Annotated in this window: 21 protein-coding genes and 1 pseudogene; 12 read left to right on the top strand and 10 right to left on the bottom strand. The window is 40.9% G+C overall.

Annotation, left to right across the window (positions count from 1 at the left end; genetic code table 11):
* Positions 1 to 157 precede the first annotated feature (157 nt).
* Positions 158 to 1,078, bottom strand: coding sequence for a helix-turn-helix transcriptional regulator (locus ONT19_RS15685; protein ID WP_117729117.1), 921 nt, complete (start codon positions 1,076 to 1,078; stop codon positions 158 to 160).
* A gap of 80 nt (positions 1,079 to 1,158) precedes the next feature.
* Positions 1,159 to 1,416: a M48 metallopeptidase family protein gene (locus tag ONT19_RS16360; protein ID WP_117729119.1), complete on the bottom strand. Its 258-nt coding sequence runs from the start codon at positions 1,414 to 1,416 to the stop codon at positions 1,159 to 1,161.
* A gap of 130 nt (positions 1,417 to 1,546) precedes the next feature.
* Between ONT19_RS16360 and ONT19_RS15680 the strand changes: the two genes are divergently transcribed.
* Both ONT19_RS15680 and ONT19_RS15675 read left to right on the top strand, forming a co-directional pair.
* A complete protein-coding gene (locus ONT19_RS15680) occupies positions 1,547 to 1,951 on the top strand; it encodes a hypothetical protein (RefSeq protein WP_117729121.1) in 405 nt (134 codons plus the stop codon).
* A gap of 117 nt (positions 1,952 to 2,068) precedes the next feature.
* Positions 2,069 to 2,653: a metallophosphoesterase family protein gene (locus ONT19_RS15675; RefSeq protein WP_117729123.1), complete on the top strand. Its 585-nt coding sequence runs from the start codon at positions 2,069 to 2,071 to the stop codon at positions 2,651 to 2,653.
* Between the two features lie 73 nt (positions 2,654 to 2,726).
* On the opposite strand, the gene ONT19_RS15670 is transcribed toward ONT19_RS15675, so the two are convergent.
* Positions 2,727 to 3,092, bottom strand: a complete 366-nt coding sequence (locus ONT19_RS15670; RefSeq protein ID WP_117729125.1) for a hypothetical protein — start codon at positions 3,090 to 3,092, stop codon at positions 2,727 to 2,729.
* A gap of 453 nt (positions 3,093 to 3,545) precedes the next feature.
* Between ONT19_RS15670 and ONT19_RS15660 the strand changes: the two genes are divergently transcribed.
* On the top strand, positions 3,546 to 4,229 hold the full coding sequence (locus ONT19_RS15660) for a hypothetical protein (RefSeq protein WP_117729127.1): 684 nt from the start codon (positions 3,546 to 3,548) through the stop codon (positions 4,227 to 4,229).
* A 445-nt stretch (positions 4,230 to 4,674) separates the two neighbouring features.
* On the opposite strand, the gene ONT19_RS15655 is transcribed toward ONT19_RS15660, so the two are convergent.
* Positions 4,675 to 5,349: a hypothetical protein gene (locus tag ONT19_RS15655; protein ID WP_264953460.1), complete on the bottom strand. Its 675-nt coding sequence runs from the start codon at positions 5,347 to 5,349 to the stop codon at positions 4,675 to 4,677.
* Positions 5,350 to 5,699: 350 nt separating this feature from the next.
* The gene (locus tag ONT19_RS15650) at positions 5,700 to 6,194 is read right to left on the bottom strand and encodes a 3'-5' exonuclease (protein WP_217761418.1); all 495 of its coding nucleotides are present in this window, start codon (positions 6,192 to 6,194) and stop codon (positions 5,700 to 5,702) included.
* A gap of 704 nt (positions 6,195 to 6,898) precedes the next feature.
* On the opposite strand from ONT19_RS15650, the gene ONT19_RS15645 reads away from it, so the two are divergent.
* The 5 genes and pseudogenes from ONT19_RS15645 to ONT19_RS15625 all read left to right on the top strand — a co-directional run bounded on the left by ONT19_RS15645 (position 6,899) and on the right by ONT19_RS15625 (position 10,642).
* A complete protein-coding gene (locus ONT19_RS15645) occupies positions 6,899 to 7,306 on the top strand; it encodes a tetratricopeptide repeat protein (RefSeq protein WP_264953459.1) in 408 nt (135 codons plus the stop codon).
* A gap of 62 nt (positions 7,307 to 7,368) precedes the next feature.
* Positions 7,369 to 8,124 (top strand): hydroxyethylthiazole kinase, encoded by a 756-nt coding sequence (gene thiM / locus ONT19_RS15640; protein ID WP_264953458.1) that lies wholly within the window; start codon positions 7,369 to 7,371, stop codon positions 8,122 to 8,124.
* Positions 8,125 to 8,492: 368 nt separating this feature from the next.
* Positions 8,493 to 8,864: pseudogene (locus ONT19_RS15635) on the top strand (HipA domain-containing protein); the annotation flags it as partial.
* 136 nt (positions 8,865 to 9,000) lie between these two features.
* The gene (locus ONT19_RS15630; RefSeq protein WP_006848190.1) at positions 9,001 to 9,294 is read left to right on the top strand and encodes a hypothetical protein; all 294 of its coding nucleotides are present in this window, start codon (positions 9,001 to 9,003) and stop codon (positions 9,292 to 9,294) included.
* Between the two features lie 142 nt (positions 9,295 to 9,436).
* Positions 9,437 to 10,642, top strand: coding sequence for an IS256 family transposase (locus ONT19_RS15625; protein WP_264952103.1), 1,206 nt, complete (start codon positions 9,437 to 9,439; stop codon positions 10,640 to 10,642).
* 221 nt (positions 10,643 to 10,863) lie between these two features.
* Here the strand turns inward: ONT19_RS15625 and ONT19_RS15620 are convergent, their stop codons facing one another.
* Positions 10,864 to 11,304 (bottom strand): Hsp20/alpha crystallin family protein, encoded by a 441-nt coding sequence (locus ONT19_RS15620; protein ID WP_117729553.1) that lies wholly within the window; start codon positions 11,302 to 11,304, stop codon positions 10,864 to 10,866.
* 336 nt (positions 11,305 to 11,640) lie between these two features.
* Positions 11,641 to 12,120 carry a DUF4186 domain-containing protein gene (locus ONT19_RS15615; RefSeq protein WP_420493228.1) on the bottom strand — a complete coding sequence of 160 codons (480 nt, stop codon included), beginning with the start codon at positions 12,118 to 12,120 and terminating at the stop codon, positions 11,641 to 11,643.
* A 423-nt stretch (positions 12,121 to 12,543) separates the two neighbouring features.
* Here ONT19_RS15615 and ONT19_RS15610 point away from each other — a divergent pair, with 423 nt between their 5' ends.
* The 4 genes from ONT19_RS15610 (at position 12,544) to ONT19_RS15595 (ending at position 14,466) form a co-directional block, all read left to right on the top strand.
* Positions 12,544 to 12,777 (top strand): hypothetical protein, encoded by a 234-nt coding sequence (locus ONT19_RS15610; RefSeq protein WP_006848704.1) that lies wholly within the window; start codon positions 12,544 to 12,546, stop codon positions 12,775 to 12,777.
* A gap of 10 nt (positions 12,778 to 12,787) precedes the next feature.
* Positions 12,788 to 13,201 (top strand): putative toxin-antitoxin system toxin component, PIN family, encoded by a 414-nt coding sequence (locus tag ONT19_RS15605; RefSeq protein WP_264953457.1) that lies wholly within the window; start codon positions 12,788 to 12,790, stop codon positions 13,199 to 13,201.
* Between the two features lie 619 nt (positions 13,202 to 13,820).
* Positions 13,821 to 14,015 carry a hypothetical protein gene (locus ONT19_RS15600; protein WP_118066820.1) on the top strand — a complete coding sequence of 65 codons (195 nt, stop codon included), beginning with the start codon at positions 13,821 to 13,823 and terminating at the stop codon, positions 14,013 to 14,015.
* Entirely contained in the window at positions 13,987 to 14,466 is a 480-nt protein-coding gene (locus tag ONT19_RS15595) for an N-acetyltransferase (protein WP_264953456.1), read from the top strand. Before ONT19_RS15600 ends, ONT19_RS15595 begins: the two co-directional genes overlap by 29 nt.
* Positions 14,467 to 15,041: 575 nt before the next feature.
* Here ONT19_RS15595 and ONT19_RS15590 read toward each other — a convergent pair.
* The 3 genes from ONT19_RS15590 to ONT19_RS15580 all read right to left on the bottom strand — a co-directional run bounded on the left by ONT19_RS15590 (position 15,042) and on the right by ONT19_RS15580 (position 21,929).
* Positions 15,042 to 16,502: an IS1182 family transposase gene (locus ONT19_RS15590; RefSeq protein ID WP_117729106.1), complete on the bottom strand. Its 1,461-nt coding sequence runs from the start codon at positions 16,500 to 16,502 to the stop codon at positions 15,042 to 15,044.
* Between the two features lie 688 nt (positions 16,503 to 17,190).
* Positions 17,191 to 18,762 carry an ATP-binding protein gene (locus ONT19_RS15585; RefSeq protein WP_264953455.1) on the bottom strand — a complete coding sequence of 524 codons (1,572 nt, stop codon included), beginning with the start codon at positions 18,760 to 18,762 and terminating at the stop codon, positions 17,191 to 17,193.
* An 803-nt stretch (positions 18,763 to 19,565) separates the two neighbouring features.
* The gene (locus ONT19_RS15580) at positions 19,566 to 21,929 is read right to left on the bottom strand and encodes a BACON domain-containing protein (protein ID WP_264953454.1); all 2,364 of its coding nucleotides are present in this window, start codon (positions 21,927 to 21,929) and stop codon (positions 19,566 to 19,568) included.
* Positions 21,930 to 21,981: the final 52 nt, after the last annotated feature.

The following is a 21,981-nucleotide window of genomic DNA, read 5'->3' as shown; positions in this document are numbered from 1 at the left end:
TCCTAAAGGTAAGTTTGATCAGAAAGCGATAGGCACGAATCGTCGTTTCCTTATGATTCAAAATAGTTTGCATCAATATCATTTTCCTTGGCAGAAATGAAAATGGCGGTAAATACAAAATTACGTATTTACCGCCTTAATCATTTGTTGAGAGGAGTTAAGAAGAAGGGCAGATCTTGTATTTCTTAGCAAGGTTTCTCAACCTTTCACTCACCTCTTCCCTTAGCCATTGTGGTTCCAGTACTTCCATGGTGTCCATGTTAGAGAAAATCTCCTGTTCGAAATCAAACTCTGGTTTCAGGTGATACTCAAAGATGGAGTATTCATCGGTACGCTTCATTTCCTTTTGAGACTCATGGAGAGGAAGATTACGTATGTAGTTGCTCTGGAAGGCATCTACCTTGAGCACTACCTTTTGAACTTCGGAATCCTCGTTATTGATGATTCCGAAGCAATCCTTGAAATATTCGGCCGGTTCCAAATCCTTTGGCATCTTGAAAACTTTGTCTGAGATGATGACATTTTCCATACGGTCAAGGGCATAACAACGGATATCGTTCGTGCCAGGGCTATAGGCAACCACATACCAGCGTTTCTTGAAAGCCTTCACGAAATAAGGATGGATGTCAAACTCATAATACTTCTCGGAATTGTAACTATAGTAAGAGATGAAAATGACATGGTTGTCACGCATGGCCTTGATGATGTCTTCCAGAAAGTTTCTGCCAGAAGGCATATCTTCCAAAAGGACTCGTTCCTTGAGCTTGCGGCTGTTGCCAACCATGGCATGGAGGGAGAAGGCATTGAGCATCCAACTTCGGGTACTTCCTTCATCGAAACAGTCGCCATACTCGATGTTGTAGCGGTATCCGCTGCCACATTCGATGTTTATCTCAAACAGTTCCTCGATGCTATGGATGTTGTTGATGAAGGTTCTTCGGGAGAGTTCCGTTCCCTCACTGAGGTCAGAGTCCAACCATCTGCTTTGGATTTCCTTCAGGGTGATGCCGCCCCTTTTCTTTGCCCGGTGGATGGTTTCCACGAGCCAGACATATTTGTTTAATTGGTTGATTGCCATATTATCTTGTTTTATTTTGTTTCTTAAAATTTTGGTACAAAGATAACGGAAAAGTAGGAAAATATGTTGCACAAGTTGAATTATTTTAGTAAGAACTCTATCATTTCGTCGTATTTGGCGAAAAATACACTTTCCTTTATCTTGCATAGTTTGGCATCTCTTCCTTGCAGGAAACTAAAGTACTCCCAAAATTGTTTCCTATGATGCATAAATTTGAGATGACTCATTTCATGTAGGATAATCTCGTCTATCAATTCCAATGGGAAAACCACAATCTTGGGCGGCAAGAAAATCTGTTTATAGATGGAGCATTGCCCCCATATGTTCCTCCTCTTCATTGTATATTTATTTTGTGGCAAAGGAACATATTTCCTGTGTCACAATCATTTATGGATACAACAAAGGTGGATCTTGTACAGGAGACATTGGGCACAAGTGAAGAACAACTATTGTTAATCATTCAAGCATATGAAGATGAATCAATGGGTTGACTTTGACATAGGTGATGAAGCTCAAAGTGAGTATGTTTTTTCCTATATGGGAAAGATATATAGCATAGAACTCAGTTTGAGTGTTGGCTTTGGCGATATATGGTTTGCGAATTTGTACTCAGTGACAGGTGATAAGAAACAAAAATATGTATCAAACATCAAAATTCCAACTTGTGATTTTGACAAACTCTCTTGGTTGAAACAATACTTGGAGAAACGAATGGATATGCTCTTGCTAGAGCTAAAAAATGAAGTCTCATCCGTCAGCTTCGAACCAGAGGAGATTGCCGGCTTACCCATATCTTCAGACGATAAAATCAAACTGCTTGACATGTTGCATGGTTTATGGTTTGATGTTTATAAAATGTGCCAGGGAAAATAAGAAAACAGGTTTCGTATCACTTAAAAAATGAAATAGGAAGCCAATGCAAAAAATGTGGTCGGAAGAGATTCCGCCCACATTCACCATTGAAGTATTAACTTTATAAGATTTAGATTTATGCTATTCAACTATAAGGAACATCGGATTTTTGCGTTCTCTGATACTCATGGGATGCACAATCGGCTTCATATCCCAGAAGAAGCTGATATCCTGCTTTGTGCTGGCGATGTAGTGCCTGGCTTTGGCAAGGATGGCACAGAGGACTTCTTTTCCTGGTTGTTAAGCCATCCCGCCAAACTTTATATTTTTGCCGCAGGTAATCATGAGCTGTTCTTGGAAGACAGCTTAGAGCAGACAATTTCGCTTTTACCTAAAAAGGTAGTTTTCCTTCATGATTCCTCCTTTGAGTTTGATGGGATAAGTTTTGGGAATATATCCATGCGAAGCCTGCAAAGTAAGGAGCAAAATATCCACCTTGCTGGCAAAATGGACTTCCTGAAAACCCATATTCCACCGGAAGGCATACTTGACGAGGGTAGGGGAAGCCTTCCTCTTTTGTTAGAGGTCTATCGTTCTCAACCTCGTTTTCATGTCTTTGGTCATGCTCATTCTTGTGGAAATCAAAGCAAGAGTGGTGCTTTTACGGAGTTTTACAATGTCTCACAGTTTAATGAACTTAAAAACCAAGATGGAGGTCAATAGAGAATGGTTTCCACCTTGGTGACAAGTCTTTTAAATATCAGTCAAAGAAATGCCTGTAGTCATCCGAGTAGGTTTATGGTTGACGTTTTTCGTATTTCTGAATAAGTATCGTAAAATGCAAATCAACTACACAGGAACTTACCTCTCTCGTACCAAAGATTAATTTTCCTTTTCCTGCCAACATTTGGAACTCACTCTTGATATTTTCTTCCTCCTTCAAAGAAAGAGGATGAAGTGAGGACACCTTACATAATACGACTAGCTTCTGCAGATTAAAAAACTCATTGTCAGAATCCATCTCGATGTACTTTATCAGTTTCTTCAGGTAATCCACTCTGCTGCTTTCTCCATAAGTATGAGTCTCCATGTTGGTTAGCAACATAGAGAAACCATCATAGATGAAGTCTATGTCATGAAAAGTGATGTCCTTTCCACCCATGAACTTATCTCGGAGGCCTTCATATTTTTCTCTATAGTCTAAATGGCACAGATTAAAAATATCTTTGAAGGCTATGATATTTTTATAAAATTTTTATAAGGTGTGTTGAAATATCCTCAAGACATGAACCACCACAAAGATATACGTATATCAGAGAGCGTAGAATCTCACTATGTTGATAATCAAACACTGTACATCTCAATCCCAAGGTGGAATCTATGGTTTGAGCTAAAAAAGCATCAAATGGCTCCATAATTGAAAAAAAGTCCCCAAAAGGAGTGTGTTTCTTAGATTTTATTTGTATTTTTGCCGTGTCACTCAGAGTTTTATTTGTTTTTAAATGCAACACTAAGACAAGTGAGATTTCTGACATGGCAAAAAACTAATCAACTTTTTGTTGCTCAGGTTCTTATAAATAATATTGAATTATAGTGTTGCGGAAATTAGGTTATTATGACAACATCAGACAAACAATTTGATTCGCAGTTTGATAAAGTTGAGAATCTTGTACACTATCCTTGGATAGGTTGCAACTATGCTTCGGCACCAAAGCGTGTGCTTATCATGGGTGACTCGCACTATACGGTGAATGATGAAGGCGAATTCTGCCCAGAGGAATATGATAGATGTGTTACAGACAAGGAGTATACAAGAGGAATCATTAATTGTGCAATAGAAAAAGGTGGCTGGAAATTCCATACTAACCTTCAGAAAACATTCTTGGATGAAAGCGACATGGATGTCGAGGGCTTTTGGAACAAAATAGCTTCTTATAACTTCATACAGGAGCCTATGAAAGGCACACATGAGGTGCCCTCCTTGGCTGATTACGAGACGGCATGGAAGTGCTTAGCTGATGTCGTGCAGATCATCAAGCCAGATGTTTGCATATTTGTTGGTCTAAGAAACGACAAAGGCATGAATATTCTTGACGAGAAAGGTGTGAAGTATTCTATCCAAACATTGGATGAAAAAATCAACAACTCTTATCCTAAGAAAGGTGAACTGCAATTTGCTAACGGCTACAAGCTGCCGTTCTATATGATTCATCATACATCTTTGGGATATAGCCCTCAGCTTTGGTACGACTTCTTGAATAAAGAGATTCCAGAGGTTGTCAGCTTTTTGGATAAGTAAAAAATAACGTGAGTGACGTATGACGACACAGGAAAAACATTTGGGTAAATATCGATTGCCGACAGAATGGCTGCTATCGCTACAACATCTCCAATTCAGAAAGTCTTGGTGATGGATAATTGTTACGCTGGCTGCTCGATGCATATTCTACAGCCAACACGTTGTCGCAAAACACGTCGCTTAAAGACCGTAAAATCTTGAAAAACGGATAAAAAACTGAGGGTGTGTCATAAGTCCATGACACGCCCTCAGTTTTACAAAGCCGATTACTTTTTCCCACTTTCCGCATCTTCCGGTATTGGCCAGTTTTCTGATGGAGTACGCATTTCCTTCATCACCTTGTCAAAACCGATTACCATTTTCGGATATTTCTTGGCGAGATTATGCTTCTCTTCAGGATCCTCTCGCAGATTGTAGAGTTCCAGCGGCTTGTTTGGCTTGATGTTTAATATTTTACTTTATCATCAAACTCCATATGTACTTCCAGGTTGAACTCACGGACATATATGAGGTCGTATAATGAGAAGTAGCAATGATCGTATAGATTATGAAAGGGCTGTATAAGATGCATATCTTTCGACCATTCTCTATCCAGTCCCTCATTCCAATTGTCGTTCTTAATTTCCATCCCCAACCAATTCTCCAATTTCTCATTGATACTTTGCTCAGAAGACCGCTCTCTACTGAATCGGAGCGGCCATGCGCAACCCTCATCATAGAGTGTATTGAAACCTCCACATGTGAGAGTATCCCACACCTGTTTTGCCGTTTCTGTCTGAATGGGGTGATGTGCAGGATATTCGTAACCAAGGAATATCTTTCCTTCCACCTCAAAATCTCCAGAAATGTCCTTACGATGCAGGTATTCTTGATAAACTGTCATCGTCCGGTGATAAAGCTGCGTACATGCCTTTCGAAGTGCATCATTGAAACCGATGAGGAGCTGCTTCGTCTCATCGTCATACACATTCAATTGCCATAGTACGTTGCAACGCTTTTTGAGCAAGTGCTTCATCACAAGCTCTTCTTCATCCGAGTATCGGCAATACTCGTTTATTCTTGCAATGTCTTTCTCCAGCATGACTATGCGAGAGTCTTCAAATACATGTTTTATGTCCATATCTTAATTCCATAAATTACGGTTATACTTGTAGAAAAACAATCCTTTATCCGTTAAGAATCTTAATGGCTCTGTTCTCTTTAGTTCAGCCACTGTCTCCGGGTCGAAGAAAGCTCCATACTTGTCTTTCCAGGATTTCCCATGATACATAAGCAAGTTCTGGTTGTACTCGGTATTTAGTACACCGTCAAAATCGAGAAAAATTATTTTCTTCATACACATTATTTATTGGATAATGAGAGATGTACCAATCCAAAAAGAGTGCTTCACGGTATGAACCCGTGAAAGCAACTCCCTTGTAGTGCTATTGTCATTTTTGTGACAAAAAACATTAAAATGAGTTGTAAGAGTTATAGTAGTTTCCTGGCAATCCAAGCACAAGCTTCTGCGTCAGCTAGGGCATTATGGTGTTGGGTTAGGTCGTACCCGCAATAAGCAGCTACGGTTTGTAGTTGGTGGTTGGGTAGGAGAGATCCCAACTTTCTTCTGGAGGCTCGGCATGTGCAATGGAACTCATAATCGGGATAGTCCATCTGATACATTTGGAACACAGACTTCAGACATCCCTCGTCAAAGGGAGAGTTGTGGGCTACCAATGGCAGTCCCTCTATCTTTGGCTCAATCTCAGCCCATACCTCAGGAAATACCCTGGCGTTCATGGTATCCTCCATGGTTAGTCCATGCACCCTAGTATTCCAATAGGAATAATACTCAGGCTCTGGCTTGATGAGACTGTAGTAGCTATCCACAATCTCACCATCCCTTACTATCACAATGCCCACGGAGCAAACGCTGGTTCGTTGCTGGTTGGCAGTCTCAAAATCTATCGCTGCAAAATTCTTCATGAGTGCAAAGTTACTAATTTTAGATGTATTATCCAAATTTTTAATATTTATATATCCATACTGGTATGCCATTTTGTTCCAATTGTCATGACTGTTTTTGACGGAAATCAAGAAATCATACCCTTTTCTGCATTTTCTTTCCCAAAAAATGTGTGCGCACACAAAAAGGCATTATCTTTGCACTCGAAAAGATTGAATAACGAATAATTAAAGTAAAGAAAGGGTAACATTATGATGATATTAGGAATGACATTGGCAGTTGTAGCAGCTCTTTTTGCAGAGGTTGTAAATGTAAACAAGAAGATCAGCCTCGGCAAGTAAGCAAGCTTTGAGAGGCATCCATAGGATGCTTCCAATGAAGCTTCTCTAATGGATATTAGATGAGGTAAAGAAGATGTAAATAAGGATAACAGATTGATATAGAGAAAGGATAAGATTATGATGATTTTAGGAATGATTTTAGCTTTGGTAGTTGCAGCATGCGCTGAGTATGGTGCAAGATCCAACATGAAGAACTTCGCTTAACAGGCGATGTTTCATGAAAATTTGAGAGAATTGTAGAAAGAAGTTTCCATATATATTATAGAGATGGCAGTTGTAGGCGTTTGTGAAGATGCTTGCAGCTGCCTTTTCTTTTTGTATCTTTAGGGTGTCGAAATTCAAAATTAAAGTTGTACCTTTGCACCCAAGTTGAGATTACAGAAATGAAAAAGGAACGTGAAACGGCAAACAAATATCGTCAGCAAGCTCTTGAAGGAGATTTAATGGCGATGAACAACATGGGTGTCTGCTATGCGCAAGGCATCGGTGTTGTGGAGGATCATGTGATGGCATTTCAGTGGTACATGAAGGCTGCTGAACTGGGTGATATTTACGCATGCTACAATGTGGCAGAATGCTACTACCAGGGAGATGGAGTGGAACAGGACTTCGAAAGAGCTCTTCATTGGTATCTGATTGCAGCAGAAAAAGGAGATGTACAATCACAGGTTAACGCTGCCAATGCATTTTACCTGGGTCAGGGAACTAAAGAAGACCACGTAAAGGCTCACCAATGGTGGCTGAAAGCTGCTCAAAGGGGACATCTTCAGAGCCACTGCCCAAGGATTTGAGCATGCCAAACAATGGTGCAGGGACAATGGGTACAGTATATATTAATAATGTAGTGAAACAAATGAAGACAGATTTACGATTGATACAAGAGCAGCAGCCTCTCGTACACAACATAACCAATTATGTGGCTATGAACTTTGTTGCCAATAGCCTATTGGCTATTGGAGCATCACCAATCATGGCGCGTGCCGAGGAAGAAGTGGAGGAAATCAGTAGCAAGAGCAATGCCTTGGCTCTCAACCTGGGCGTTCCGGAAAGCACCACAGCTCACTCGATGATACTGGCAGGGGAAGCTGCCATGAAAAAAAGAATTCCTATCGTATTTGATGTGGTTGGAGTAGGAGCCACCCGCTTTCGTATGGATATAGCATCACAGATTATCCTCAGGTGTCACCCTACAGTCATCAAGGGAAATGCCAGTGAGATTCAGGCATTGTACTCTCACCAGATAGGCATGCAGGGAGTGGATAGTCACCAGGAAACCTATGAGGTTGAGAAACAGGCTAAGAAACTGGCTCAGCAACTTTCCTGTATCATAGTTGTAACTGGAGCCATAGACTTCATCACGGATGGCGAAAGAATGGCTTATGTTCATGAAGGACATTCCATGATGAGCAAGGTTACTGCAATGGGATGTACTGCCACTGGTATCGTTGGGGCATTCCTTGCTGTGAACTCCGATCCTCTGGAAGCATCTTTTCATGCCATGAAAGCCATGGGAATTGCCGGAGAAAGGGCAGCTTCCCAGTCTAGAGGAACCGGAAGCATGATGATTAACTTCCTCGACGAACTCAGCAATCTTGTGGCTTATGACTAGGATTATCAAAATCATCAGGTTTGAAAAGGAAGCCTATGCTCACCAAGAAGACCTGGAATATTTAAATCGAAGGAAGCATTATTGCTATAGATGATGTTACGTGGTGCCATAATCTTACTATTCCCCAGTTTTTGGGGGAACGCCCAGCAGGAGTCAACAGAGATAGAACAGGCTGCTGTTTCAGAGTAACAAATATCTGATTTTCAATATAATTAAAACGCAGAGGTCTGCTGGCAGTAATGCCGGCAGATTTCTGCGTTTAATTTAATACATCTAATTATTCTTAAAAAAACTTGATAACCCATCTTATAATAAAGTAAATTATGTATTTTTGCATATTATAATTAAGATTAAAGCTATGACACTGCGACGTAGAGAAAAATCTTCTGGAACTCTACCGAAGGGTTGTCTTCAACATCTGCATTGGAAATTCTGATGACCACTTCAGAAACCATGGCTTTCTACTCACACCAAAGGGCTGGACTCTATCACCAGCCTATGATATGAATCCTACCCTCAATGAATATCAGAGTCTTCTGATCAATGAATCTTCAAACAAGGCAGACATCAATATTCTGCTTGATTCATCTGAAAGCTACATGATTAAGAGGGAGAAAGCTGAAATCATCATCCAAGAGGTTCAAGCAGCAGTTAGTCAATGGGAAAGTTTAGCTACTCTGCTTCAAATCCCTGCCAGAGAGATGGCTATGTTTAAAGAAAGGTTTAAGCTTAACCTATAATATAATGAAGCATCAAACCTATTTACTTCATTATATTATGGGTTATTCTGCAATCTCTATCATGTCGATGATGGTATAGATTGGCAAGATATCCGATGCAAGTTGGGTGTTAAAATGGTAAGAAAGGAGATTATTTATGTCACAAAAGAAGATATTCAGATGCCAGGATTGTGGGTACGAGACCGAAGTATATGAGGGACGTGGCTTCATGGGACAGCATATCGAAGCCATGTCTTGTCCTGACTGCAGGAACATAGTACCTCTTGTGGTGGGTGGAGTAATTGGTGATGCTGCACCTAGTTTTAATTCTCTTGTAGGAAGGCTATGTCTAAGATGTGGTTCTGACAGGATTCACAGGTGGGATATGCATACTTGCCCAAAGTGCGGGGGCAAGATGCAACCCACTGGCGAAGAAGAGTTTTGGACATAAAATCATATTTTTTGGGACAGAAAGACGAAGAAAGCAAGTGAAATAAATATTCTAATCATCCTTGATCCTTTCCAAAATTAAGAGAGTGTAAACTAAACTGTGTCAAGCTACAATAAAAGTAGTTTAACACAGTTTTTATATTATGGACAACTTAGAAATTGATTACAAGAAAGCAGCTCAGCAGTTGCGTAGTAGTGAAGCCTTATTTGGCAAGGACGGAGCATTAGCTCCATTGTTAGAGCGTATTCTCAACTCAGCTCTCGAAGGTGAGATGGACGCTCATTTAAGTGAAGAGGAACGCTCTTCCGGCAACCGTCGTAATGGTAAGATGGGTAAGAAGGTTCAAACAAAATATGGTGAGGTCACTATAGAGACTCCTCGTGACCGAGACGGAACTTTCCAACCTGAGACCGTAAAGAAGCGTGAGACTATTCTTGCCAATGGCATGGCAGACCAGATTATTGAGATGTACGCCATGGGCACCAGCACACGTGACATCAGCAGCTACTTTGAGCGTGAGTTCAACACAACTCTATCAGCCGATACTATCAGCTCTATAACAGACCGTGTATTACCCGAAATCACCGCCTGGAAGTCTCGCATGCTCGATCCTGTATATGCCATTTGCTGGCTTGATGCTATCCATTATAAGGTAAAGGATGAGAATGGCAGAGCTGTCACACGAGCCATTTACAACATTCTTGGTATCAACAAGGAAGGCCAAAAAGAACTGTTAGGTATGTATGTGTCTAAGAGTGAAGGAGCTAACTTCTGGCTAGAAGTTCTTACGGATCTTCAGAACCGTGGTGTTCGAGACCTCTTGATTTGTTGTATTGATGGTCTCAAAGGCTTCCCAGATGCCATCCAAAGCGTATTTCCTGAGAGTTCTGTGCAGCTCTGTATTGTCCATCAGATACGCAATTCTATCAAGTATGTTGGCAGTAAGCATCAAAAGGAGTTTATCAAGGATTTAAGAACAGTATATGGTGCAGTAAACAAAGACTCCGCTGCTGCTAATTTAGACCTGTTAGAGTCTAAGTGGGGAGAGATGTACCCAATTGTCATCAAGTCATGGCGTGACAATTGGGAACGTCTGACAGAGTATTTCCAATATACTCCAGCCATCCGTAAACTCATTTATACGACCAATACGGTTGAGGGGTATCACAGACAGGTAAGAAAGGTCACAAAGACTAAAGGGGTCTTTCCTACGGATAATTCTTTGGAGAAGCTTGTGTACTTAGCTTACCGCAACATCCGTAAGAAATGGACTATGCCACTGGCAAATTGGGGACAAATTTCTCAACAATTGGCAATAAAATTTGGAGATAGATTTAAAATTATGTAACTTTGCAGCCGAAAAGACTTCCCTGCTGGGGGCATGCCCCCAGCAGGGAGTGGGAATGAAAGTTAAGAACAAGCCTTGACACAGTTTAAATTACACCCCCAAAATTAAATTCATATATTCAAAAAAAGGGCTAGCCCCATAATCAGGACTAGCCCCCAGTTTTAATTATTTCCTCGATGCAATGAATGTATCTTGAAAGCTGCATAGCACTTCAAGAAAGATTACTTAACCTCAATGTGCTTAACATCGTCTTTCTTCTCCTCCTTGGCTATCTTAGGAATCTCAATCTTCAAGACACCGTCACTGACCTCAGCGGAAATCTTCTCCTGATCAGCATCCTCTGGCAAAGCATAACTCTGAGAGTAGCTGCTGTAAGAGAACTCACGACGCAAGTAATGCTCTTCCTTCTTCTCCTCCTTCTTCTCATCCTTGTTCTCGATAGATACATTCAGATAGCCATCCTTATCGATGTTCATCTTGACCATATCTTTCTTCAAACCAGGAGCTGCAACCTCCATCGTATAAGCTGTAGCACTTTCCTTGACGTTGACTGCAGGAGCTGTTGCGTTCATGTGTGGCATCAAGCCTGTATCAAAGAAGTTGTCATTAAACCAACTGTTCAACCAATTTGAAACACTGTTATTTCTACGAGCTAACAACATCATGTAAAACCTCCTAATTCTATTTTTCTCGTCCTCTCTTCGCCTTCCGGCTCAGTCGGGATTTCTCATTGTTTTTAATATATCCTTTTTAATAACGATTGCTTCGGCTTACGAGGCTCAAGGATTTCTAGAAACCCTCAACTGTCATTACTTAGGGTTCTTGTCGTTCCCCTTGCCCTTTCGGCTTCGGCTTTCACTCTATGTAGGAGCAAGTTACGTGCCAACCCGGTTTATAGATTTGGAGTAAACAGTTTTTGCCAATTTTGACTAAATATTCTGCAAAATTGACAACAATGGATAATTAATTTAAACTTTGCTGCTAAAACTTCATGCTTTTTAAACCTGTTTTTCAATCCATGCCATCAGTACTGCTACAGCATACTGCTGTTCTTCTCCTGTCAGCTGTCTTCCGGCAGGTATATGATGCCATTTGAAGAAACAACCACGGCAACAGCAGCCTGTAGCATGCTGGGCAATGAATACAGGATGCCCTCTCATAGGCGTCTGCTTGCCGTCATTGGGAATCACGGCAGGAGCAAGGCGTTTGGCAACGAAATCCTCCGCATGCTTACGGATGGTAGCCAAACCCTTTTCTGCAATATATTCCTTATCCTTCTTCGAGAGATGGAATCGGCTGCGAAAAGCTGATTGGGAAAGTCTTTCAAACAAATCAGTCAAGTCATACTCTTTGTCTGGAGAAGTATCGCTTTCCATGTCTTCTGAAGAGATAGAGTCTTTCTGATGATCCTCTTTTTCCTCAGGAAACAAATTAAGTTCTACATATTTTGCTTGGTTTACTTTTGATTCTTTTTTCATTTCTATTAGCCTCCTATATCTAGGAATCTCCTATTCATATTAATGGATATCAGACTCTTATGCTGCAATTTCATTACTTCTTGAATTTTCATATCAAGTAGTGTATTATATTGTACTTTTCCTGCAAAGTTAACAAAAAAATCTAGATTACGTAAGAAAAGGTATAATATATTGTTCTTTTTATAAAAAATTATAAGTTTCTGAGATTTTTCTTGTTTTTTTGCCTTTGAATATTGTTTTTTTCTTAACTTTGCATGCACAATTCATTATAGAATAGCAGTTTATAGTTTACAGTTAATAGTTTATAGTTTACGGTTGATTTCGTGGTTATTTGATGATAACTTGCAGATTTCTTGTGATTTTCTTGGTGGTTTCGAAGAAAAAGCGTAATTTTGCGGTTAGATATTAATAAAATGAATTATTATGGCACAGGTAGCAACAATGAATCAAGCTCAATTGCAAATCCTCGATATGCTGTCATTTATCAAGACTCCTGAGGCTTTGCGAGATTTGAATAAGGTAATCTCCGATTATTTTGTTCAGATGGCTGATGCTGAATTAGATAGGATGTGGAATGAAGGAACCCTGAATGAAGAACGTATCGAGAGTTTCCGGCATCTCCATGAACGTACTCCGTACAATAAACCAATATTATAATCTTTAGGTTATGAATATTGTATTGGATACAAATAGTTTGATTATGTCAATCGCCCCTAGAAGTCCGTATCGTAAGGTGTGGAATGCTTTTCTTAGTGGCGATTATAACCTTTGTGTGTCCAATGAAATAATAGAGGAGTATTCAGAGGTTTTATCTCGTAATATATCCCCTCAAGTTTCTGAGGCCATCGTTTATGCTATATTGACTAGACCCAATGTAATTCGCAAAGATCCTCATTATACTTTTGCTTTAATTGAGACAGATAAAGATGACAATAAGTTTGTAGATTGTGCCATTGCTGCAAATGCAAAGTGTATTGTTACAGAAGACAAGCACTTTAAGGTCCTGGAAAATATTCCTTTTCCTAAAGTGGAGGTTATAGGTATAGAGGATTTTAAATGTTATTTGGATAAGTGGATATAGGTTTATGTACTGGTTTTGGTATATCACCATTACAGCGTAAGGTGCTAGATAAAAATCCTGAGCGTTGGCTTTGTTATGTGTTGAAGCACATAGATTCTACGCCTGAGGATAAGTATTATACTCTTCTTCCTGAGTTCTGGGAAGATGAGGAACAATAAAAATGAATTTAATTTATGGGGTGATTGGAACGTATGCACTTTCGAATTGCTCTGGCTCTTCTTTGGCAAAGAAGTAGTTTTTTCGAAAACCTACCCGTCCTTCCTTACCCTTAAGGAAGGCTCCACCTCTCATCTCGGTCTTCTTCAATGGTCTTTACACCCCCTTCGGTTCCCCCGTTAGCGGGGGACAGAAACCTCAGGGAAGAAGAGGGAAACCGCCCTACTCGGTGCTCAGAACCGCTACGCTCTAAGGTTGGCGGACCATCAAAGGTCTTCGCCATGTTGTGCGGGATGGGACCGCCTGGGAATAGCAGTTTATAGTTTACAGTTAATAGTTTATAGTTTACGATTGATTTCGTGGTTATTTGATGATAAGTTGCAGATTTCTTGTGATTTTCTTGGTGGTTTCGAAGAAAAAGCGTATTTTTGTGGCAGAGTTAAACGTTTAAAAGGAGAAGATTATGGCATTAGAGATAAGAAGCATTCCTGTTTTGACAGGTGAGACCGCTGAACGATTTGTTCGTGAGGCAGAGGAGAATGAACGCAATCCACAAAGAAAGGCATTGCGAATGTCATTTGATGACGTTGAGAAGATTTTGATTCGCTCAACTGCTAATTTGAAAGCGCATGGAGGAAAGAGTCCTTTTGCAAAGTAATTGCTCTCTTTATCGAGTTACGACAAAAGAGGAGCTTGATACTTTTAGCTGTGGCGATAAAGACCTTGATGACTTCTTTCATCGAGAGGCTTGTCTCTATGATGGGCAATTATTAGGGAAGACATATTTCTTTGCAACTGAAAGAAGTGGTAAGGATGAAATAGTCTGTGCCTTTACATTAGCTAACGACAGTATCAAGGCAGCTTTAATTCCAAATGCTTCAAGAAATCGAATACAGAGGAAAATTCCTAATTCTAAAAGAACAAGGAGTTATCCTGCAGTATTGATTGGAAGACTTGGAGTAGCCAAGGATTTTCAAAGTACTCATGATGGTATTGGATCACAAGCGATAGACTATATCATATCTTGGTTTTTGTTACCAGACAATAAGACTGGTTGCCGTTTCATTGTTGTTGATGCTTATAATAAGGAAAATGTGCTTCATTTTTAAGAAAAGAATGGCTTCAAATTCTTGTACTCTACAGAAGATTTAGAGAAAGAAGCAAATCATATTCCTGAAGATGAACACTTAGAGTCAAGAATGATGTATCTTGATTTGTTGGGATATATAAGATAAAAAACAAGAGGTAATCTTTTTGATCCTTCTTAACTCTTTTCTGTCCCACAGATTTCACAGATTTACACAGATGGGGCGGGTGTGAAGTCCGCAGTGAATGATAGGCAATTGCTCATTCGCACACGGATTTCACGGATCTCACGGATAGGGCAGACGTAAAGTCTGCAGTGCTGTATTTCTACCTCTCCGTCTCTCCTGTAAGGAGAGCTCCACCTTTCTCACCAAGCCTCTCTTCAATAGTCTTTACAACCCCTTCGGTTCCCCGAGGGCACTGAAAAAGGTGCCTGTTTTTGGAAAAACAAATAAAAAAGCAGCCAGTTACTGTACTTCTGAGCAGTTTTCAGACGGACAGATTTTAAGTCTATTCTGCCTGACACAATGGCTTAGATACCTTTATAACGACTTACAGAGGGTTATATGAGGGCATATTCATGAGGATATCCTCTCTCTTATGCTTTATGCATTAATTTGAGGATTCTTTTGACATTTGCAGCGAAAATAGTCAATGCGCCCTGCATTTCCATGCACGACAAACCATATGACAGTGCTCTATCATATCCAAGGGTATTCTTAAGTTCCGAGTTCTTGGCCTCTATCTTGTATCGTTTCCTCTGAAGTTGAGCAAACTCAGGTGTCTTCTGATATTCAAGTAATTCTTTCTGAGCTTCAGTCTTTATTGTTACGTTAAAGCACTTAGATTTTGCTCCAGGTCTATAGCAGCCATTACGCAGAGGACAGACTTTACATTTGTCGATATCGAAGAAATAACGGAATCTATCGTTCTTATGAGCTTTATCATTTGTACGGAATTCCCTAGCCTTCCTTACAGCCATATGTCCTGCAGGACAAACATACATATCTGCATCTTTGTTATATTCAAAATTGAGCGTATTTTGGCGATTTCCTTTTTCTACTAAAGGATTCAATGGAGCTGCCAATTTTATATCTTTGGATTTTGTGAGTTCTATGTTTGATTTACTAGAATATGCAGTATCTGCAACAATAGCATCAATCTCCATTCCTGCAGATTCAGTCTTTTCTATGAGTGCTGGCAACTGCTGTCCATCGCACTTTTCGCCAGAAGTGACGGTAGCTGCGGTGATAATTCTTTCATCACTCATAGCCATATGCGTCTTATAACCAAAGAATGAAGAATTTGCTGTCTTATGCCCAATGCGAGCATCTTCATCTTTAGAGGTTATACTGCGTATCTCTGCATCCTCAATGGTTTCTTTCAGCATATTGAGACGCTCCTTGACTGCAGGCATATTGGCAGTTGCAGCGTCAGCTTCTACTGTAGCAACAATCGCCTTGGCAGCTTTCATGATAGAAGAATACTTCTTCTCTTCAGGAAGCTCTGGCAATACCATACTATCATCTATAGAATTTATGACTTTGATTACGGTCTTGCAATAGTACTCCAAACTCTTTGCTGCACTAATAGGGTTAGAACGAGAATATGTATGGGTAGCATCAACAATGACGGTTTTAGACTTTAGGACACCTACTTCTATAGCAATAGAAACTGTCTTTTTGATGAGCAGATCCAACAACTCCATATCCTTCAGGCGAAGTCGGCGGAATTTGGTCAAGGAACTAGGATTTATCAACTTAGTCTCCTCAGGAGTTAATCCTAAGAAGTACTTAAATGACATATCATAGCGAGCACGTTCAACAACATCAACATCAGATATGTTATAAATCACCTTCAACAGGAGATACTTGAACATACGGATAGGACTCTCTGCCGTACGCCCATTGTCATGACAATACTTATCCTGCAATTCCTGGTATACGAAACTAAAGTCCACCAGGTCATTAATCTGGCGGAGCAGGTTGTCTTTTGGTATAATCAAGTCATACAAACTTGAATAATCACTGAATGATATGGTCTGTTGTTGCTCTAGCATAATCCTTGTATTTTCCTACAAAGATACAAAAAATATTGCACATATGCAACTTTTAGGGAGGCTATTTTAAAAGCAGAATGTTAAACTACCATAACCCATGAAGGGACTTTTTCAGTGCCCTCTTCCCCTTGTAGGGGACAGAAACCCTTCTCGAAATGAGAAGGATGTAACCGCCCTCTGTGCTGTTTTTTCGAAAATCACCCCGTCCCTCTTTACCCTTAAAGAGGGCTCCACCTCTCACCCCGACCCTCTCTCCTCAGGAGCGAGGGAGGAAACCGCCCTACTCGGTGCTCAGAACCGCTTCGCTCTAAGGTTGGCGGACCATCAAAGGTCTTCGCCATATTTTGCGGGATGGGACCGCCTGGCTGTTGCGGGAGGAGATCTAATGCTGCATCAAAGCCCTCGCCATGGTTGTGCGGGATGGGACCGCCTGGGGAAAGCTTGCTGAGGTAGGGAACTTTTGCGTCAATTAAATCTTTATACTGCATAAACCATGAGAATAACTGAGGAAGAAATTCGGTGATTTGTAGAACTTTTATTCGGTGATTTGCCGCTGACTTTCTTGCTGATGGTGGAGAGGTACTTCGGTGTGATACTGAACTATCAAGAGCAGCGTGGCTGTAGGATAAATATAAAAGGAAAAAGCGTGCAAGCCACATCATAGTCGCCTGCACGCTTTTTTTGTCATCTAAATTTCTGATGATTTCCAATCGAACACGATGGTGTTGTCTTCTTTGATATTGAAGCTCATACCTACCTTGATAATTTCCTTGCCGCTCATGGCAAAGGCATCGGCATAATGCTTGCTTTCTATCTGCTCAAGAGCCTCCTGGGCAGTCTTTCCAAACTTCAGCTCCATTACATAGATAGTTTCATCCGTCTCCATGGTTATATCAATTCTCCCCTTTGACGTATGTTGCTCCACTATAATCCTGAAATTCGTGAGCAAGGCAAAGATGATATACATCGTTTGCTGGTAATGCCCTTCGTAATGGGTGTTGTTGCAATAAGGCACCGTCTCCCAAAACGATTTCAGCAACTGTAATGCTTCGTCTATCTTGCGCTGTTTAATAAGCACCGACATCTTGGCGATGGTGGTATTGCACATTGCAGTCTTTGAGGTCAGATAATGAGGCAACAAACTTCTGTACAATCCAACTCTTATTTCCTTGTTGGGAATGGCTAGGGTATAGAGTTCCGTTTCTTCATCATAATCCTTGATGGTGATGTAGCCACTTTGATAGAGCAGCGGCATGATGGTGGTCATGGTTTCCGTGGCAGCATCAAAGTCATCCTTTCCGGCTTCCATGCTCTCGCCCAGGTTCGCTGGCAGAAAGTTGAAATTGCGCATCATATTGATCAGATAAGTAGGAGTGCCAGATCCAAACCAGTAGGAATCAATTTTCTGCTTGGCAAAGCAGGTTAATAAGCTGAACGGATTATAAACGTCTGGAGAAGGCCATGTAAAATGATAGCCGTCATAATTATCCTTTAACTTAGCTAACGTCTGCTCATACGATAAGTTTAATTTTTCAGCAAGTGCATCTATGTCATTCCGCATTCCGTTCACCAGTTCATCTTCCGTAATTCCGCAAATGCCGGCATACGGCTCGTCCATACTGATATTGGTGATGTTGTTCAATTCGCTGAAGATGCTGAGCTGAGAGAATTTGGTGATGCCTGTGAGGAATACGAAGCGGAGCAATTTCTCGCATCCTTTTAGCGGACTGTAGAAATTGCGCATGGCGTTGCGAAGTTCTTCCAGTTTTTCATCCTCGTGCACCACATCAAGCAAAGGGGCATCATATTCGTCAATCAGTATTACCACTTGCTTGCCAGTTTCCCTATAGGCAGTCTGGATAAGTGAGATGAGGCGGTCGTTGGCATCAATAGCCGGATTCGTAATACCCCATTTCTGCTCTTGTTCTGCAAGTCGCTGGTCGAAATATCTTTCCAGCTGGGCTATCTCCATGTGTTTGCCCATGCTCATATCGAAATGAAGCACCGGATAGCTTATCCAATCCTTTTCTAGCTTTTCGATGGCGAGTCCTTTGAAAAGCTCCTTCTTTCCTTCAAAATAGCTCTTCATGGTAGTCAGCAGCAGCGACTTTCCGAAACGGCGTGGACGGCTCAGGAAGAAATAAGTACCATCAGTATGTGCCATACGATATACATATTCCGTCTTGTCAATGTAGAACTTATCCTCTACTCTGATTCGTTCGAAAGTTTGTAATCCTATCGGATATAGTTTTCTTGCCATAATTGCTCGCCTTTCTTTTAAGTGATATTCTCTTTGTTGGCAAAGATACGAATAAATGGTGAAACTACCAAATTAAAAACATCTTTTCTTCATTTATGCCCCTTATCTCATTTCCTTATACCTTTTATTTCTTTTCAGGCTTCCTCTTATCTCCTTTCTTCCTTCTTGCTGTATTAATAATGGGTTAATCTCGGGAAAAGTCTTGGTTGATTATAGGATAAAATGTTCTTTAACCCTATTGAAATCTCCGTTCATCGACGTTGAACCGCGGTTCAGCGTCTATGAATGGCGGTTCATCGACGTTGAACGGACATTCAACGTCTATGAACGGAGATTTTATCTAAGTATAAATGTTTCTTTTCTCAGTTGAAAGAACTGTTTTAGTAGGTTAAAATCCTTGTTTTACCCCTCTTCTTGCTCTCATTCATTCGTTTTCTTGCTCTCATTCACCCGTTTTGTGAGGGTGTGTCATAAGTTTCTTAGGATATAGATAAGGCACGGATTACACGGATTTTCGCAGATTTCTTTTGATTTTCTTTGGCGGTTTCAATAAAAAAGCGGAACTCTGCGGCAATAAACTATAAAATGAATAATGACTATGATGGGAATATTACAAGTTGCCTCTTATATATACAAGCGCTATATGGATGATTTTGGCGTTCGTATTGATGAAATGAAGTTGCAGATTTGAGTGAAGCTAAGAATCAAGGAAGAGGGTGTGGCTTATGACACACCCTCTTCTTTGTAAAACAGCTGTTTTTTATACTTTAATTATATATAAGTAAAAGATGTTATTATATTTATCACTTATCTGACAGAATCAGGCGTATTGGCATCCCCTTGTAGCGGCCATTGTTCATGCCGTTGCTACCACTCACGAATCTCATATTGGATAATCCTATCCTCTTGTTGTAAACATCAAAGTATCTATACCAGAAACCATATTCATGACTGGTGGTACTGAAGCCCTGCGTACCTGACAGCAAAGTCTTGGTCCAGAGATTTACATGGATAGGGTTCTTATGGCTCTCGCCCTCCAAGAATCCACCCATAGGCAGATAGATGTACGGCAACTCGGAATCCACCGTCTTGATACGCACGCAGTTGTAAGTTTCTCCTAACGATGTGGACTGTGGTACCACCTCCAGATTGCCAGCATTAACTAACTCTTCGAACACGGCATCAGTTGGAATGGTATAGCCTTCTGGTGCCAAGGCGCTGGAGAGATCCTGATTGGCATCGCTGGTGTTCTGTTTTTTAGAGATACAGAAATAGCCACCAATGGCTTTCTTGTTATTTTCCAGTGCCACCACATCTGGGGCATAGTAACCATTGTTGGATGCACCTAGGTTGCGGTCTAACATATAATAGGTAGTGGTGGTTCCATCGGCCTTCTTTCCCTGTACCTTTACCACACCATAATAGAACCAGCCCTTCACCTTCGTGTTATCCCCGTTTTCTGTCAGCTGATAATCAGTATCATCTATCTTATGGAAGATACCAGTATGATAAACAGGATAGGTGATCTTGATGCCAGCCTTGTTGATGATGGTAAATGAAGACTTCCACAAATCATTGTTTGCCGTAGTATTGGTAAGGCTTACCTTCCATTTGCCATTATCTTTTTCCACTTTGATTCTACTATCATCGTTAATCTTATAATCTCCATCTAGATAAGGGATAAGATACGTGATATTTGCTGTTCCCACGCAGAAATGCAAACCATCATTTCTCACAGCCCCTTGCATATCTGTAGGAGTGATGCCTTGCACATCAGTGTCCAACCAGCTGAAATAGTTGTCAGCTACGGTGGAGTTATTATACTGCATGGTAACGCGTCTCTCAGAATCATCTTTTCTAAAGTCGAAACCAGCCTGCTTGATGGTTATATCAAGAGAAAGGTCGCCAGAAGTAACGGTGATGATTCCTGGACGTGGATTCTCTGATTGGTTATTCTTTTCAAGCTTAAGCTTCAAGGTATATTTCTTGCCTTTAGAAGAGCTGCTTGTCTCTTGTATATTATTCTCGGTCTCTTGCTGCCAATCGGTTATCCAAGAATTACTTATCTTGACATCATATAGCTTACCATTACTACTCGTTGCCTTTGGCAAGGTAGTAACAATGGTTACGGTAGCCTCTGTTGTGTTTGCATTTACCTCCTGATAATCGCTCACTCCCAGTTCATAGTCTTTGCAAGCTATCATTCTGGTGATTTCAGGGTTATCGTCCCGCACCTCTACTTCCAGTCTATTCTCTGGCTGACTCTTCTTAGCCTCATCAAGCGTAGAGAAGCCATAGTCGTTTACCTTGGTTACCTTGATGGTATAATGGTGGTTGCGGAGCAAGGCATATTGGGCCTTTTTGTCATTCTTGTAGAGTGCCACCTTATAATATCCTTCTCTATAATCTTCTTCTTCACTTTTCTTATAATTCGCCTTGATAATCACCATTGCCTTGCCTGCAGAAGTTTCATTTACTGCCACGGTGGTTGCGGTACCGCCGCCCAATGGGTTCGTTCTGAGAGCGGTAGATTCCGCCAAGTCATCGGTAGTAGTTAGCTCGGTATAATTGGCAGGAGCTATGGCTGCCTTGGTTGCCATGTTATAGACGTACAAGCCTGCATTGGTGAAATTACTCTGGATGCTATTGTCTATCTCCAAACTAATCTTGGCGCATTGGCGCAACATCGTAACAGAAGGATTAGCTTCCAAAAGTTTATCTATTGAAATTTCACCCCAGCAGATAGGGGCATCAAGCTGAGGGTCTCTCTCCTCTGCAGCAGTGAGAGACTGCAAGTCATGCGCCTCGCTCTCCGTCATGTCGCTGGCATTGGCTACAAGATGTACATTCTTGGTACCAGCAGGTACATTGGTTATCTTTACCTTGTAGCTGCCATCAGGCTGCTGTTCTAAGGTAGAATAATCTGCCTTGTCTAAGTATTCGTTATTATCTCCATAGAACACAGCCCAGAGCGAATTGAATGTCTCCGAGGTCCCCGCTCTTGTACCAATCTGTTGCTTGGTGAAGTTGGTCAATTGAAGGTTCAAGACAAGTCCCTCGGCAGGGATTTCATCCCCGCCGAGTCCGATAGCCTCCATCGTATCCTTGCAGGAAACAAGGCTGAGGAGCAATCCAATCCATATCATTAAATGTTTGATCTTCTTCATTGCTTAAACTGATTTATAACAGTGTTCAAATCTGATACTAATCTTATTTATT

The sequence above is a fragment of the Segatella copri genome, from assembly GCF_026015625.1.
Classification (GTDB): Bacteria; Bacteroidota; Bacteroidia; order Bacteroidales; family Bacteroidaceae; genus Prevotella; species Prevotella copri_H.
The sequence above is the reverse complement of the archived record's forward strand: the minus strand, read 5'-3'. Positions and strand labels throughout refer to the sequence as shown.

Bases quoted from the DNA above. Each gene is read 5' to 3' on its own strand.
- ONT19_RS15645 (WP_264953459.1), top strand. From the start codon at position 6,899: ATGAAAAAGGAACGTGAAACGGCAAACAAATATCGTCAGCAAGCTCTT.
- ONT19_RS15580 (WP_264953454.1), bottom strand. From the start codon at position 21,929: ATGAAGAAGATCAAACATTTAATGATATGGATTGGATTGCTCCTCAGC.
- ONT19_RS15680 (WP_117729121.1), top strand. From the start codon at position 1,547: ATGAAGATGAATCAATGGGTTGACTTTGACATAGGTGATGAAGCTCAA.
- ONT19_RS15675 (WP_117729123.1), top strand. From the start codon at position 2,069: ATGCTATTCAACTATAAGGAACATCGGATTTTTGCGTTCTCTGATACT.
- ONT19_RS15660 (WP_117729127.1), top strand. From the start codon at position 3,546: ATGACAACATCAGACAAACAATTTGATTCGCAGTTTGATAAAGTTGAG.
- ONT19_RS15655 (WP_264953460.1), bottom strand. From the start codon at position 5,349: ATGGACATAAAACATGTATTTGAAGACTCTCGCATAGTCATGCTGGAG.
- ONT19_RS15605 (WP_264953457.1), top strand. From the start codon at position 12,788: ATGAATATTGTATTGGATACAAATAGTTTGATTATGTCAATCGCCCCT.
- ONT19_RS15590 (WP_117729106.1), bottom strand. From the start codon at position 16,502: ATGCTAGAGCAACAACAGACCATATCATTCAGTGATTATTCAAGTTTG.
- ONT19_RS15610 (WP_006848704.1), top strand. From the start codon at position 12,544: ATGGCACAGGTAGCAACAATGAATCAAGCTCAATTGCAAATCCTCGAT.
- ONT19_RS15650 (WP_217761418.1), bottom strand. From the start codon at position 6,194: ATGAAGAATTTTGCAGCGATAGATTTTGAGACTGCCAACCAGCAACGA.
- ONT19_RS15685 (WP_117729117.1), bottom strand. From the start codon at position 1,078: ATGGCAATCAACCAATTAAACAAATATGTCTGGCTCGTGGAAACCATC.
- ONT19_RS15670 (WP_117729125.1), bottom strand. From the start codon at position 3,092: ATGGGTGGAAAGGACATCACTTTTCATGACATAGACTTCATCTATGAT.
- ONT19_RS15625 (WP_264952103.1), top strand. From the start codon at position 9,437: ATGGACAACTTAGAAATTGATTACAAGAAAGCAGCTCAGCAGTTGCGT.
- ONT19_RS15600 (WP_118066820.1), top strand. From the start codon at position 13,821: ATGGCATTAGAGATAAGAAGCATTCCTGTTTTGACAGGTGAGACCGCT.
- ONT19_RS15615 (WP_420493228.1), bottom strand. From the start codon at position 12,120: ATGAAAAAAGAATCAAAAGTAAACCAAGCAAAATATGTAGAACTTAAT.
- ONT19_RS15585 (WP_264953455.1), bottom strand. From the start codon at position 18,762: ATGGCAAGAAAACTATATCCGATAGGATTACAAACTTTCGAACGAATC.
- ONT19_RS16360 (WP_117729119.1), bottom strand. From the start codon at position 1,416: ATGAAGAGGAGGAACATATGGGGGCAATGCTCCATCTATAAACAGATT.
- ONT19_RS15630 (WP_006848190.1), top strand. From the start codon at position 9,001: ATGTCACAAAAGAAGATATTCAGATGCCAGGATTGTGGGTACGAGACC.
- ONT19_RS15595 (WP_264953456.1), top strand. From the start codon at position 13,987: ATGGAGGAAAGAGTCCTTTTGCAAAGTAATTGCTCTCTTTATCGAGTT.
- ONT19_RS15620 (WP_117729553.1), bottom strand. From the start codon at position 11,304: ATGTTGTTAGCTCGTAGAAATAACAGTGTTTCAAATTGGTTGAACAGT.
- thiM (WP_264953458.1), top strand. From the start codon at position 7,369: ATGAAGACAGATTTACGATTGATACAAGAGCAGCAGCCTCTCGTACAC.